General features: G+C 69.1%; 11 protein-coding genes and 1 pseudogene. 7 read left to right on the top strand and 5 right to left on the bottom strand.

The window, feature by feature from the left end; genetic code table 11:
* The first annotated feature begins 263 nt into the window (after positions 1 to 263).
* The gene (locus tag OG289_RS03100; RefSeq protein WP_327312459.1) at positions 264 to 1,046 is read left to right on the top strand and encodes an MBL fold metallo-hydrolase; all 783 of its coding nucleotides are present in this window, start codon (positions 264 to 266) and stop codon (positions 1,044 to 1,046) included.
* A gap of 77 nt (positions 1,047 to 1,123) precedes the next feature.
* Entirely contained in the window at positions 1,124 to 2,044 is a 921-nt protein-coding gene (locus tag OG289_RS03095; RefSeq protein ID WP_327312458.1) for a nuclear transport factor 2 family protein, read from the top strand.
* 339 nt (positions 2,045 to 2,383) lie between these two features.
* Here OG289_RS03095 and OG289_RS03090 read toward each other — a convergent pair whose 3' ends face one another.
* From OG289_RS03090 to OG289_RS03080, 3 genes are all read right to left on the bottom strand, one after another.
* Positions 2,384 to 3,292, bottom strand: a complete 909-nt coding sequence (locus tag OG289_RS03090; RefSeq protein ID WP_327312457.1) for a helix-turn-helix domain-containing protein — start codon at positions 3,290 to 3,292, stop codon at positions 2,384 to 2,386.
* A gap of 236 nt (positions 3,293 to 3,528) precedes the next feature.
* Positions 3,529 to 4,446 carry an alpha/beta hydrolase gene (locus OG289_RS03085; RefSeq protein WP_327312456.1) on the bottom strand — a complete coding sequence of 306 codons (918 nt, stop codon included), beginning with the start codon at positions 4,444 to 4,446 and terminating at the stop codon, positions 3,529 to 3,531.
* 2 nt (positions 4,447 to 4,448) lie between these two features.
* On the bottom strand, positions 4,449 to 5,624 hold the full coding sequence (locus tag OG289_RS03080; RefSeq protein WP_327312455.1) for an alpha/beta fold hydrolase: 1,176 nt from the start codon (positions 5,622 to 5,624) through the stop codon (positions 4,449 to 4,451).
* Between the two features lie 219 nt (positions 5,625 to 5,843).
* Here OG289_RS03080 and OG289_RS03075 point away from each other — a divergent pair, with 219 nt between their 5' ends.
* Positions 5,844 to 6,692, top strand: a complete 849-nt coding sequence (locus tag OG289_RS03075) for an MBL fold metallo-hydrolase (RefSeq protein ID WP_327312454.1) — start codon at positions 5,844 to 5,846, stop codon at positions 6,690 to 6,692.
* Between the two features lie 35 nt (positions 6,693 to 6,727).
* Here OG289_RS03075 and OG289_RS03070 read toward each other — a convergent pair whose 3' ends face one another.
* Positions 6,728 to 7,321 (bottom strand): CGNR zinc finger domain-containing protein, encoded by a 594-nt coding sequence (locus OG289_RS03070; protein ID WP_327312453.1) that lies wholly within the window; start codon positions 7,319 to 7,321, stop codon positions 6,728 to 6,730.
* A 307-nt stretch (positions 7,322 to 7,628) separates the two neighbouring features.
* On the opposite strand from OG289_RS03070, the gene OG289_RS03065 reads away from it, so the two are divergent.
* From OG289_RS03065 to OG289_RS03055, 3 genes are read left to right on the top strand one after another with little or no spacing between them, the layout of a single operon-like run.
* The gene (locus tag OG289_RS03065; protein WP_327312452.1) at positions 7,629 to 8,372 is read left to right on the top strand and encodes a 3-oxoacid CoA-transferase subunit A; all 744 of its coding nucleotides are present in this window, start codon (positions 7,629 to 7,631) and stop codon (positions 8,370 to 8,372) included.
* Positions 8,369 to 9,040 (top strand): 3-oxoacid CoA-transferase subunit B, encoded by a 672-nt coding sequence (locus OG289_RS03060; RefSeq protein ID WP_327312451.1) that lies wholly within the window; start codon positions 8,369 to 8,371, stop codon positions 9,038 to 9,040. Before OG289_RS03065 ends, OG289_RS03060 begins: the two co-directional genes overlap by 4 nt.
* Position 9,041: 1 nt before the next feature.
* Positions 9,042 to 10,208: a thiolase family protein gene (locus tag OG289_RS03055; RefSeq protein WP_327312450.1), complete on the top strand. Its 1,167-nt coding sequence runs from the start codon at positions 9,042 to 9,044 to the stop codon at positions 10,206 to 10,208.
* Between the two features lie 84 nt (positions 10,209 to 10,292).
* Here the strand turns inward: OG289_RS03055 and OG289_RS03050 are convergent.
* Positions 10,293 to 10,958, bottom strand: a pseudogene (locus tag OG289_RS03050) (SDR family oxidoreductase); the annotation flags it as partial.
* Positions 10,959 to 11,174: 216 nt separating this feature from the next.
* Here OG289_RS03050 and OG289_RS03045 point away from each other — a divergent pair.
* Positions 11,175 to 12,863, top strand: coding sequence for a serine/threonine-protein kinase (locus tag OG289_RS03045; RefSeq protein WP_327312449.1), 1,689 nt, complete (start codon positions 11,175 to 11,177; stop codon positions 12,861 to 12,863).
* Positions 12,864 to 12,979: the final 116 nt, after the last annotated feature.

The following is a 12,979-nucleotide window of genomic DNA, read 5'->3' as shown; positions in this document are numbered from 1 at the left end:
GGCAGGCCCGTCTCCCGCCGACCATGCTTCTGCCGCGCTTGTCGCCTGTGGACCATCACGAGACCGCAGCGTACCTCGCTGGACCTTCGGTTCCGGCCCAGTATGGAGTTGTTCCAGGGGCGCGGGCCCGTGGAGTGGAAAGCCAGCGGAAAGCCGGCTGTGTCCGTTGCGGCCGATAGCCGGTCGCGAGCCGGCCGTCAGCGATCCGCCCCTGCCCGCGTCCCCTCATCACCGCTCATCCACATTCCGACAGGAGCACAGTCATGCACGGCACCCTCACGGTCATCGACAAGGGCCAGGTCCGCATCCACAGCTACGTCTCGCCCGAGGACGGCCTGGGCGTCACCACCCAGCTGATCGAGACGCCGTCGCGGATCATCGCCGTCGACGCGCAGTTCGTCCTGGCCTACGCCGACGAGGTCGTCGCCTACGCCAAGAGCCTGGGCAAGCCCCTTGACCGCCTCGTCATCAGCCACGCGCATCCGGACCACTACCAGGGCGCGGCCCGCTTCGGCGTCCCGGTGCACGCCCTGCCGGAGACCACCGCGGAGATCGTCGCCATGGGCGCCAAGACAGATCTGCCCACCGGCACCGCGATCCCGCTCGCCGACATGACTCCGACCGTGGAGATCACCCCGGGCACCGAGGTCATCGACGGCATCCCGTTCGTGTTCGAGAAGGTCACCGGCGGCGAGATCCACACCACCCTCGTGATCAAGCTGCCCGAGGAGGGTGTCCTGGTCGCTCAGGACGTCGTCTACAACCACACCCACCTGTGGTTCCTGGACAAGGACTTCGACGGCTGGCAGGCCAACATCGACCGCTTCGCGGCCGAGACCGAGTACGACACCATCCTGCCCGGCCACGGCAAGCCGACCACCCCAGCCGTCTGGGCCGAGCTCACCGACTACGTCAACGCCGGCCGGGAGCTGCTCGGTGACGACGGCGACGCCTACAAGAAGGCCATCACCGAGCGCTACCCCGCCTACCAGGGCGCAGCCCTCATCGACGTCGCCAACGCCTACATGTTCGGCCCCAGGAATTGAGTCTGTCCGACCTTCCAGGAAAGCGCCCAAGTCCCAAGAGAGGGAACATCGTGACTTCCCACATGCCCAGCCGGGGCATGACCACCCGTCGCGTCCTCGTCGCCACGGTCGCCACGTCCGCCCTGCTGGGCGCCGCGACCGTACCCGCCTTTGCCTCGCCGCCCGTCAGCGCGGGTCACGCCATCGGGCACGTCGACGGCGGCGCCCGGCTCGACTACCAGAAGACCGTTGCCGTACGCGTCCTCAAGGAAGCGTTCGAGCGGGGTGACACCGAGATCGTGGACAGGTTCGTGCGGGCCGACTACATCCAGCACAACCCCCTCGCGTCCGATGGCGCCGAGGCGTTGAAGAACTTCGCTGCCGGGTTGCATCAGCAGTTCCCCGACACCGAGTACGACGTCAAGCGGGTCATCTCCGAGAACGACCTCGTCGTGGTGCACTCCAACCTCGTACTGACGCCGGGAAGTCGAGGCTCGGCCGTCATGGACATTTTCCGGTTCCTGGACGGCAAGATCGCCGAGCATTGGGACACCCTGCAGGACGTCCCCGACGGCAGCGTCAACGGAAACGACATGTTCTCCACCGTCAGTCGGCCGCAGACCGGGCAACCTGGTCCGCGCTCGCTCACAGCCGCCAACAAAGCGCTCGTCACCAAGGCATTCGACCGGCTCATCGTCGACAAGGATCTCTCCGCGCTCGACCTGTACTGGAGCGCCGGGTACCACCAGCACAATCCCGGCATCGCGGATGGTGTGGCCGGTGCACGGGAGGGGCTCGGGGCGTTCTTCCGGGCGTTCCCGGAGCTGACCGTCTCCCGCAAGCGCGTTGTCGCCGAGGGCGATCTGGTCGCCGTCCACAGTCACTACGTGAAGGCGCCCGGCGAGCGCGGGCAGTCGGTCGTGGATCTGTTCAGGGTACAGGGCCGGAAGATCGTCGAGCACTGGGACGTGCTTCAGGACGTGCCGGCCACTTCCGCCAACGACAACACGATGTTCTGAATCTGAGGGGCGTTCAACGAGAACAGAACGCCCCTTTGCGTTCCAGTAGGTTCCTCGGCTGGTGGGTGGGATCTCGCTTTCACCACGCCGGATCACGGCCGCTGCGGCACACGGGTCGGAACGGCCCTCGGCGAGCCGCCCATCGGTCCGTCCGTGTGCCCCGGCGACCTCGCCCGGACACGCGGACGGAGCTCACCGCAGGGGCCGACGACTGAAAGCAGTCCGCCAGGTCGGTGATGCACGTCCCACTGGGTGGACCCCGGAGTCGACTCGTTTCGCCACGCCCTTGCCGGAAGAGGGAGCCGAATCCGCAGGAGGCACGTCCGTAGCGTCAGGGCTTCACCTTTGCGGACGTGAGACCTGTCGGGACGCGTTCCTGAACTGGATCGGGCTCTGTCCGGCTCGGGATTGGAAGTATTTGCTGAAGTTGGTGGCACTGCTGAAGCCGAGGTGTGCGGCAATACGGACGGCGGGCTCGTCGCTGTGGGCCAGGCGGCGCTTGGCCTCCAGCATGACTCGTTCGTCGATGAACCCCTTGGCGCTGGTACCGACCGCGGATGCGGTTGCCCTCGTGAGCGTGCGCGGGGAGTAGCTCAGGTTTCTGGCGTAGTCAGCGACCTCACGGGTCTTGGCGAAGTCGCGCTCGACCGCCTCGCGGAATCGGCGGAAGGTGGCGCTGTCTTCCGTAGTGCCGGGAAGCCCACTCGGCTGGTCGGCCAGCCGGAGCACCAGCACGGACAGCAGGTGTCGCAGGACGGCGATGTGCACGTCGAGCGGACTGTCGCCGACGGCACCGAACTCGTGACAGAGGTGCTCGATCGCCAGATCGACGCCGTGGACGTCGACGGCGTCGTACTGCACCGGGCTGCCCGGCGTCTCCAAGCGCGCCGCGACCACCGTGGCCGGATCGAGGAAGTCGCTTTCGAAGAGCACGAGATGCCCCTCGACCTCGCTCAGGTCCCCCCACCTCTGGGCTTGCCCCGGACGGACCCACAACCAGCTATCGGGGATCGCGTCGTACGTGGTGAAGTCGACCTCCTGCTTCAGCGTCCCGCTGACGGTGGTGATGAGGTGGTGGAAATCGGGGCGCTGTGGCGTGACCCCGTGTCGGCGATGCGGTCGGAGCCTGGAGAAACAGGCCGCCTCCGAGGCACTCTCCGCTCGCCAACCGGCTGTCCTGCGGACGCTCGCCGACCGCGATCGCCGCGGGCGCGCCTCAGATGCTGGCGCGAGCACTGCAACCTGCACCGCCCCAAGCGCTACAGCCGCCGCCCGCGACGGGTCTTCTGCACGTCCGCGCTGGCTACACACACGGCGGCGGTGAACGGGTTGGTACGGCACTCGACGAGGCCCATCTCGTGGCCGACCGTGCCAGGTGGCGCGTGACCGTGGCAGCCACGTTCCGGAAGCGCTCCGCCGGGGAGAGAGGCGGCGGTCACCCGCCTGGGGAGGCGGTTCCAGCAGTGGCCGGAACCGCCTCTGTCTCACGAGCCGGTTGAGGCCGGGACCGGGGCGAGGTGAGTTTGGAACCACGACAGCGCGGCGCCGCTGGATTCCTCGAAGTGCACCTTGTAGGCGTCGAAGTGCCCGCCGGGCAGCAGCACCAGCTCCTTCGGGGCCAGCGCCCGCTCGAAGGCGGCCAGCTGGATGTCGGCCGGGATGACCGTCTCGCCGGTCCCGACGATCATCATGAGCGGCTTGGGGGAGACCCGAGTGATCCATACGCCTGGCTCGTACAGCCGCGCGGCCCGGCTGGAGCGCGCCGTCACCGTGTTGTTCTCGCGGCCCGGCGGAACCAGGTCGTGGTAGAAGCGCACCGCGTCCGGGCTGGGGTACAGGGCCGGGTCAGCCGGATCATCGCCGATGGAGGTCTGGTACCGCAGTTCACCGCCGGCGGCCAGGGCGCGTTCGTCCTCGGCCTGGGCGAGCTCGAAGGCGGCGATGCGCTCCGGCGGGACCTTGCGCTGCCACTGCTCGAATCCGCTGATGGTGGGCACCTGCGACACCACGGCCTTGATCCGCACGTCGGTCGCGCCGAGCACGATCGCATGACCGCCCGCGAAGCTTGTGCCCCACACTCCGATGCGGTCCGCGTCGACCTCCGGGCGGGCCTCCAGGAAGCTGATCGCGCGGCGCCAGTCCGCGATCTGACGCCACGGGTCGACGTCGTTGCGGGGCTCGCCGTCGCTGGCGCCGAACGTGCGGTGGTCGTGGACGAGCACCACGAACCCGGCGTCGGCGAATTTGCGCGCGTACGGGTCGAGGCCCATCTCCCGGTTGCCGCCGAATCCGTGCGCCATCGTGATCGCGGGGCGCAGGCCCTCGGCGTCCGGCAGGTAGAGCCAGCCGCGCAGAGTCACATCCCCGTCCGCCGTGAACTCGACGTCGATGCGTTCGGTCATGGTCATTCGCCTTCCGTGAAGTTGAAGTACTCGGCGGGGATGAGGCCGGCCTCGATGAGGGGTCCCCCGACCTTCGCGTTGATCTGCAGCACGGCGCCGATGGGCCGGTGGTGGATGGCGATCTCGGTGATGAGCCCTTCGTCATCACGCGTGAGGATCGTGATCCCCTTCATCGCGAAGCCGCCGAACGCGGCGGCCTCCCACTCCAGGTACGTCCGCGGGCCGTCCTGCGCCTTCCGGACGAACTCCAGCCGCTCGTACACGGCGCTCACCGCGGCCATGAGGGCCTCGACGTGCTCCTTGCGCTCGACCGGCTTGGCCAGCGCGCTGGCCTCCATCCGTACGTTCGGTGAGAGCGCCGCCGCGAAGGACTCCTGGGTGCGCTGCTCGAACGCGGCCGTCCATGCCTGGGCCGGGCGGCCGTCGGCGGGGTTGGAGGCGATCTCCTCGACGACCGTGGCGATGGCGGCGGCGACCGCGGCCGGGTTCTCGGCGTGCGCCCAGTGACCCGCGCCGGCGATCGTCTGGGAGGCGGCGCCGGGGAAGCGGGGCGCGACATACGCGGAGACGACCTCTTCCGTGACGAAAGGGTCGTGCTCGCCGCGCAGGACGGTGACGTGCCCGGGGAACTTGCTGGGCTGCTGTCCGTCCGGGTGGCCGTTGTTCCATGCCGTCGCCGTGTCGGAGATCGTCGACGGGTCGACGTGCAGCGTGACTTGGGCGAGCCGGTCGTTCTCCTCGTCCGGGAACGCGGTGGCGAGCGCACCGCGGAAGGCGCGCTGCGCATCGAGTCCGAGGTCCGGTGCCTGGAAGGGAGCGATCTGCTCCGGGGGGAGGTGAGTGCCGGCCAGCGGGATCGGGTTGACCAGAACGAGCGAACGCACCTGATCGGCCAGGCGAGCGGCGACGAGCTCGGCGATCTGGCCTCCCATGCTGTGGCCGACGAGCACAACGGGGCCCTCCGTCGCGCGCAGCACGCGCTCGAGGTCGTCGGCCCAGCGGGCGAGCGTGAACGGCCCGTGGTCCGAGGCGCGCGCACCCATGCCGGCGAGCTCGAACGCGATCGAGGGGATCGACCGCTCGTCGAGGACGGTGCGGACGCTGTTCCAGATGGCGCCGTCGTCCAGGTATCCGTGGACGAGCACCGCGGTCGGCGTCTGCGTCGCTGGGCTGTTCATCTCGTGTCTCCTTTGACGATCGCTCTCTTGCGGCGACGAACCGGAGCCGGTGGCTCTCGAGATCCTTGGCCGACGCGAGCTCTATGACGTAAGCATAGGGTCTATGCTTGCGTCAATGTCATCGCTCTGTGATCGACCGAACGAGGACCGGGCCTTCCGGCTTCCTCTGCGTTCCGGTCGGAGTGGGAGCGACCATCAGAGAATCCGAGGAGTCCACCGATGACGTCGAACGCCTTGACCTACGCCGTGCATGTCGCGGACGGCATGCCGACCACCAACTCCGACGTGCCGCCCGATCTCACCGAGCGTTCCTGGTCACCGACGTCGAGCATTCTCATCTCGAACGGGGGAGAGGCGCTGCTGGTGGATCCGCTCTTCACGATCGCGCAGTCGGAGGGCCTGCTGCGGTGGCTCAGTGAGCGGGCGGCTCCGGTGACGAGCGTGTACGTCACACACGGCCACGGGGACCACTGGTTCGGCCTCGGAGCGGTACTGGAGCAGTACCCCGCTGCGCGCGCCTTCGCGCTTCCCGAGGTCGTCGAGGACATGGCCTACCAGTCCTCGCCGGAGGTCCTCAAGGCGGTCTGGCGCGCCTGGTTCCCCGAGCAGATCCCCGAGCGACTCGTACTCGCCGAACCGCTGGAGGGCGACGTCCTGACCGTGGGCGGGGCGGAGGTCCGCCCCGTCCGCCTCGGGCACACCGACAGCGACAACACCACCTGCCTGCACGTGCCCGACCTGGGGCTGATCGTCGCCGGCGACGTGATCTACAACAACGTGCACCTCATGCTCGCGGCCTCGGACGCGGACGGGCGAGACGAATGGCTGAGGGCTCTCGACACGGTCGAGGCGCTGGCGCCGACCGCGATCGTCGCGGGACACAAGGATCAGACCGCCGATGACGATCCCCGTCACATCGAGGAGACCCGCCGCTACATCCTCGATTTCAACACCGGGGTGCGGCGCACCGGCAGCACCCTCGAACTCTACGAATACATGCTGGAGCGTCACCCCTCGCGCATCAATCCCGGTGCGCTGTGGGGCTCCTGCCGGGCGGCGAAGGGCTGAGCAGGCGGCCCGTCGGTCGGGCGGCCTGCTGCGCGCTACGCGCGCGCGGCCGCCCGACGCTGCCGCGAGGCCCGAAGGTTCACGGCGTTGCCGCAGACGCGCACGTCATGCCAGACGCCGTTGTTCGGGTTCGTGCCGTCATAGAAGGCAACCGAGCAGACCCGGTTGCGGCACATCTTCAAGCGGCGCCACGTACCGGTCAGTTGGGCGTTCGTGATCTCGTTGAGCACGGCCGCGACGACCCACGCGACGTCCTTGCCGCGCGGCGCCACCGAGAAGACGCCATCGGCGTCGATCCGCACCTCCAGCGCGCCGCTCACCCCCTTCGGTGCGGATCGGACCGGAGCGTCGCGCACCGCACCCGACACCGTCATCTGCAGCGACGCGCGTAGCTGCTGAAGCCGCACCAGCCCCGGTTCATCGACCTCGATAGTCGGCGCCTCCGCCCCGGTACGTCGGCTCCATTCGTCCAGCGCGCCGGACAGCCACGACGTCGCGGAATCCGGCGTGGAGAGCAGGTCCTCGAGTGCGGGCTTGCCGGCCGCGCGGGTGTTCAGGACCTCCTGGACGAGGATGAGCGGTCCGGTGGCGATGCGGTCGGTATAGCGTTCGCTCGCGAGTTCAGACATAGGCATAGCTTATTAGCTCCAGTCTTCATTCGCGAGGAGAGCGAGATCGCCCCCGAGGAGACCCTAACGGCGGCGCCGTGCGGTCGACGCACCGGCGAGCCCCCGGCATCGCGCGGTGAGTGTAGGGCCGGGGGCGTTGCACCTCACGCTCATCGAGCCTGCCCAAGGCGCTCACGGCGTGATATGACATAGGCATAGATGCTATGCCTGCATCGAAAGGTGTCGATCTTCATGCACCTTCACCACGCGGGCTGGCTATGTGAAATCGCTTGAGAGGTCGCGCGATGCCCGAACGCGTGGAGGAACAATGATCGACAAGACCGTCGAGGACACCGCGGCCGCCGTCTCGGGAATCCGTGACGGCGCCAACGTGATGATCGGTGGATTCGGCCGCGCGGGCCAGCCGGTGGAGCTGATCGACGCACTCATCGCCCATGGAGCACGCGACCTGACCGTCGTCAACAACAACGCGGGCAACGGCGACACGGGTCTTGCCGCACTCCTTGCGGCGCGAAGAGTACGCAAGATCATCTGCTCGTTCCCGAGGCAGAGCGACTCGTGGGTGTTCGACGGTCTCTACCGTGCTGGAGACATCGAGCTAGAGCTCGTGCCGCAGGGGAATCTCGCCGAACGCATCCGCGCCGCCGGCACCGGCATCGGCGCGTTCTTCTCGCCGACAGGCGTGGGCACGCAACTCGCGGAGGGCAAGGAGGTGCGCACGATCGACGGCCGCGACTATGTGCTCGAATACCCGATCCGAGCTGACGTCGCCCTGATCAGCGCCCTGCGGGCCGACCGCTGGGGCAACCTCGTCTACCGTGAAACCGCCCGCAACTTCGGCCCGATCATGGCGGCCGCGGCGGCCACCACCATCGCCCAGGTCGACCAGATCGTGCCGCTCGGCGCTATCGACCCCGAGACCGTTGTGACGCCCGGCATCTTCATCGACCACGTCGTCGCCGTGGGAGAACGCCGCTGGCTCGACGAAGGAGCGTTCGTCGGCGGAGTCGACATCGAGGGGAGCCCGCTGGCACAGGAGGAGAGCCGATGAGCACACGCATCAGCCGCACCGACCTCGCTCGTCGCATCGCGGCCGACATCCCCGAGGGATCGGTCGTGAACCTCGGTATCGGCGCCCCCACCCTTGTGGCCAACTACCTGCCGGGCGACACGGAGTTCGTCCTGCACACCGAGAACGGAATGCTCGGCATGGGGCCCGCGCCCGAGCCCGGCACCGTCGACCCCGACCTGATCAACGCCGGCAAACAGCCAGTGACCGCGCTGCCGGGCTCGGCGTACTTCCACCACGCCGACTCCTTCGCGATGATGCGCGGCGGACACCTGGATGTATGCGTGCTCGGCGCCTTCCAGGTGTCAGAAACCGGCGATCTCGCGAACTGGTCGACCGGCGAGCCCGGCGCGATTCCCGCCGTCGGCGGAGCGATGGATCTCGCGATCGGCGCGAAGTCGGTCTACGTGATGACCGACCTGCTCACCAAGCAGGGCACGCCGAAACTCGTCGCCGCCTGCACCTACCCGCTGACCGGAGTGCGCTGCGTGACCCGCGTCTACACCGATCACGCGGTGTTCGACGTCACGCCCGACGGACTGCGCGTGCGCGAGACGTTCGGCGACAACACGGTGGACTCCCTGGCCGCCCTGACCGGCCTCGACCTCGCCGACGCCCCCGACGCTGCGGCAACCCTGGAAGGTGTCTGACATGCCCGCGAGCTTCGTGTACGACGCCGTTCGTACCCCCTTCGGACGGTACGGCAAGGCCCTCGCCGACGTGCGCCCCGACGACCTCGCCGCGATCGTCATGCGCGCGACCGTCGAGCGCACCGGGCTCGACCCCGCGCGCATCGACGACGTGATCTTCGGCGATGCGAACCAGGCCGGCGAGGACAACCGCGACGTCGCGCGCTTCGGCGCGCTGCTGGCCGGATTCCCCACCTCGGTTCCGGGCGTCACGGTCAATCGCCTGTGCGGGTCGTCTATCGAGGCCGTCATCCAGGCGTCGCGAGCTGTCGAGGCAGGAGATGCCGACATCGTGCTCGCGGGAGGCGTGGAGTCGATGAGCCGCGCGCCGTACGTCGTCGAGAAGAGCAGCAAGCCCTTTCCCGCGGGCAACCAGACGATGTGGAACACGTCGATCGGGTGGCGCATGGTCAACCCCCGCCTGCCCAAGGAATGGACAATCTCCAACGGCGAGAGTGCCGAGAAGCTCGCCAGCATCCACCGGATCTCACGTGAGGAGCAGGACGTGTTCGCGGCGCGCAGCCATCGCCTGGCCGCCCGCGCATGGGCGGACGGCACCTTCGACCGCGAGATCGTCCAGGTCGACGGCCACCACCTCGCCCGCGACGAAAGCATCCGCGACGAATCCACCGTCGAGGTACTCGCCGGCTTGCGCCCCGCGTTCGCCGCGGGCGGCACGGTAACCGCCGGGAACTCGTCGCCCATCAACGACGGCGCCTCCGCCGTGCTCGTCGCCCGCGAGGGCGTGCTCGACGGCGAACCCCTCGCCCGCATCGCCGCCCGCGCGGCGTTCGGCAACGACCCCGACATCTTCGGAGTCGCTCCCGCCGAAGCGGCCAACCGCGCACTCGCCCGCGCCGGGCGCACATGGGCCGACGTCGATCTGGTCGAGCTGAACGAAGCCTTCGCGGCGCAGTCGCTCGCCTGTCTGCGTCTGTGGAGCGACCTCGACCCGCAGAAGGTGAACGCGCACGGAGGGGCGATCGCGATGGGGCACCCGCTCGGAGCGTCCGGAGGGCGCATCATCGGTCGCGCGGCCCACGAACTCGCCCGCCGGGGCAGCGGCATCGCGGTCGTGGCAATTTGCATCGGCGTCGGCCAAGGCCTCGCCGTCGTACTCGAGAGGTGAAGGGCGGTCAAGCCGCGGGCCGGAGCCCGCGGCTTAGACGCGCGTCCTGGGTGGGCATGCCCCCGTCTTCCTGCGTGTAAGGGCTCACTTGGCCAGCTGGGGATACAGTGCCGCGAGGTCGGCGGCCAGGCCTGCCTTGACCTGGCGGGAGATGTCGTCGGCGAGGACCTCGTGGGCGCCGGTCTCGATGCCGTCGAGGGCGAGGGCGGCCACGTCGCGGGGGTAGGACTTGGGTGCGTCGACGCCTGTCGTCAGGTCGGTGTCGACGAAGCCGACGTGCAGGCCGGTCACGGTGATGCCGCGCGGTTGCAGTTCCAGGCGCAGGGAGTTGGTCTGCGACCACAGGGCGGCTTTGGAGGCGCTGTAGGAGCCGCCGAGGGCTATCCATGACAGGACGGAGTGCACGTTGAGGAGGTGGCCGCCGCCGTTGCGCTCGATGACCGGTACGAAGGCCCTGGCTACCAGGAGCGGGCCGTAGAAGTTGGTCTCGAACTCCCGGCGTACGTCGTCGACGGGGGAGTCGAGGAAGGACGCGCCGACCGAGGCACCGGCGTTGTTGATCAGCACGGTGACATCCTGTGCCTGCGCGGCGGCCGCCGCGATCGAGGCCGGGTCGGTGACCTCCAGCGCCACCGGGACGGCGTCGGGGTGGGTGACGGTGTGCGGGTCGCGGGCCGTGGCGTAGATCTTGGGCGCACCGCGTACGTACAGCTCTTCCACCAGCGCCTTGCCGATGCCCCGGCTGCCGCCTTAGAGAGCGCGTGGTTGGCTCTGTGCGGAGCAGCAACAGTCCCACCGCTGGGCGGGCGTGTGGCAAGCATGGTGGGGAGCGGGCCGGATGTCGTGCGCAGACCGGGGGAGCAAGGCGTGGGCGGATCCCATCCGAGGGCAACAGACTTGTGGCGTCCCCGATCCCCGCTAGGGTTCACATCTCGTCCACAATCGCTCTCGGCGGGGGTCTCGTCGGTGTCGCGGATTGCTGCTCGTCGTGCTTCCAACCCGGCTCGGATCGGGCGCTTCCGGGTGGTCGGGGTGCTGGGCGCGGGTGGGATGGGCACCGTGTACGCCGCGGTCGGGGAGCGGGGCGAGCGGGTAGCGGTGAAGGCCGTGCACACCGGGCAGGCCGCGGATGATCAATTCCGGGCCCGGTTCCGGCGCGAGGTGCAGGTTCTGCGGCGGGTGTCGGGTCCGTGTCTGGTGCCGCTGCTGGAGGCCGATCCCGACGCGGACATCCCGTGGCTGGCAACGGCCTACGTACCCGGCTTGACGCTCGCAGAGCACACGGCGGTGCACGGGCCGCTGGCCGGGATCCAGCTGCACCTGTTCGCCGCTGGGACGGCCGGAGCGCTCACGGCCGTGCACGCCACCGGGGTGGTCCACCGCGACTTGAAACCCGCGAATGTGATCCTGGCCCCGGACGGGCCGCGGGTGCTGGACTTCGGTATTGCTCACGTCGCCGACGGCACCGCTGTCACCCGTACCGGCATGCTCACCGGGACCGCGGGCTGGCTGAGCCCCGAATACTACCGAGACGGCACCGCCGGGCCGCCAGGTGATGTCTGTGCTTGGGGTGCGCTGCTCGCCTTCGCCGCCACCAGCCGCCACCCCTTCGGCACCGGCAACGCCGAGGCCGTCGCCTTCCGCGTCCTCAGCGCCGAGCCGGACCTCGACGGTGTCCCCGACGACATGCTCAGCCTGGTGACGGCGTGCCTCGCCAAAGACCCGGGCCATCGGCCGTCGTCCGCCGTCGTGGCGCAGAAGACCGCCGAGCTGCTTGGCGAGCAGGCGACTCAGGTCCTCGGGAATGTCCATGACCGGCCGACCGAGGTCCCGAACCTGATCGCCGAGCAGTGGCATCCCCCGACCGTCGAAGACCCCGCATGGCCGGCTTCCGCGATACGCCCTCCCTACAGCCGCGCCTGGCTCATCGTCGTCGCGGCCACCGTGTTCGCCGCGGCCGCCACAGGGACCTGGTTCGCGCTGGACCCGGGCCACGCCTCAGCGCGCGCCACCCACTCCCCGCAGCCGGCCGCGGCTCGCTCCACCCTTGGCGCCACACCGGCTGGGACCACGTCGCCTCCCGCCCGTTCCGCCGTCACCGAGTCGCAGACCCCGACCGCCGCGGCGTCGTCCGCGCCGACGCAGACCCAGGTGATCACCCTCAGCCCCTGGTCCCCAGGCGGCACCCCGGCAACCGGCATCACCATCACCGACCGTGCCAGCGGCTCTTGCTTCGGGACCGCCGAATCCACGATGCGCACGGACGCCTGGCGCTGCACCGCCGGCGACCGGATCCTCGACCCCTGTTTCTCCCCGGACTCCAATCCCTCGGACACCAGCGCACTGTGCCTGGACGGAGCCTCCGACCGCATGGTCGAACTGTCGGTCCCCGAGGGTTTTCCCGGCAACAACAACCACATGCCGGGCGGACCCGACATCGAACCGATCACCCTCGTCTTGACCAACGGTGCCCGCTGCTCGTTCGCCGGTGGCGGCACCGCAACGCTGGCGGGGCAGCGCCTGAACTACGGGTGCGACAACGGCGGCTACCTGTACGGCTATCCGAACAAGACAGCCGCCGTGTGGACCATCTCGTACGCCGCTCCCGGCAGCGGAGCCAGCGTCTCGGAACCGATCACCACCGTCTACCAGTAGCGCCCGGACGGCCACGCCGCTGAAGCCGCGGATGGTCGGATCGGCCACCGCTACGACCACTGGCGGCCACCACCCCATATTTCCTCAGTTTAGATGGCATGTTTATCTGCTGAACA

This window comes from Streptomyces sp. NBC_01235 (assembly GCF_035989285.1).
Classification (GTDB): domain Bacteria; phylum Actinomycetota; class Actinomycetes; order Streptomycetales; family Streptomycetaceae; genus Streptomyces.
The sequence above is the reverse complement of the archived record's forward strand: the minus strand, read 5'-3'. Positions and strand labels throughout refer to the sequence as shown.

Excerpts from the sequence above, each read along its gene's own strand:
- OG289_RS03060 (WP_327312451.1), top strand. The coding sequence starts at position 8,369 with ATGAGCACACGCATCAGCCGCACCGACCTCGCTCGTCGCATCGCGGCC.
- OG289_RS03055 (WP_327312450.1), top strand. The coding sequence starts at position 9,042 with ATGCCCGCGAGCTTCGTGTACGACGCCGTTCGTACCCCCTTCGGACGG.
- OG289_RS03075 (WP_327312454.1), top strand. The coding sequence starts at position 5,844 with ATGACGTCGAACGCCTTGACCTACGCCGTGCATGTCGCGGACGGCATG.
- OG289_RS03095 (WP_327312458.1), top strand. The coding sequence starts at position 1,124 with ATGACCACCCGTCGCGTCCTCGTCGCCACGGTCGCCACGTCCGCCCTG.
- OG289_RS03070 (WP_327312453.1), bottom strand. The coding sequence starts at position 7,321 with ATGTCTGAACTCGCGAGCGAACGCTATACCGACCGCATCGCCACCGGA.
- OG289_RS03085 (WP_327312456.1), bottom strand. The coding sequence starts at position 4,446 with ATGACCGAACGCATCGACGTCGAGTTCACGGCGGACGGGGATGTGACT.
- OG289_RS03080 (WP_327312455.1), bottom strand. The coding sequence starts at position 5,624 with ATGAACAGCCCAGCGACGCAGACGCCGACCGCGGTGCTCGTCCACGGA.
- OG289_RS03065 (WP_327312452.1), top strand. The coding sequence starts at position 7,629 with ATGATCGACAAGACCGTCGAGGACACCGCGGCCGCCGTCTCGGGAATC.
- OG289_RS03100 (WP_327312459.1), top strand. The coding sequence starts at position 264 with ATGCACGGCACCCTCACGGTCATCGACAAGGGCCAGGTCCGCATCCAC.